General features: G+C 57.4%; 1 rRNA gene. It reads left to right on the forward strand.

Annotated elements, in window-relative coordinates:
- A 16S ribosomal RNA gene (locus K1I43_RS15530) occupies positions 1 to 265 on the forward strand; the annotation flags it as partial.

Consider the following 265-nt stretch of genomic DNA (forward strand, 5'->3'; position numbering starts at 1 on the left):
CGAGCGGACGATTCAAAAGCTTGCTTTTGGATCGTTAGCGGCGGACGGGTGAGTAACACGTGGGCAACCTGCCCTGTAGACGGGGATAACACCGAGAAATCGGTGCTAATACCGGATAACACGAAAGGTCGCATGGTCTTTCGTTGAAAGACGGCGCAAGCTGTCGCTACAGGATGGGCCCGCGGCGCATTAGCTAGTTGGTGAGGTAACGGCTCACCAAGGCGACGATGCGTAGCCGACCTGAGAGGGTGATCGGCCACACTGG

It is taken from the genome of Anoxybacillus sp. ST70, from assembly GCF_019553625.1.
GTDB classification, from domain to species: domain Bacteria; phylum Bacillota; class Bacilli; order Bacillales; family Anoxybacillaceae; genus Anoxybacillus; species Anoxybacillus gonensis.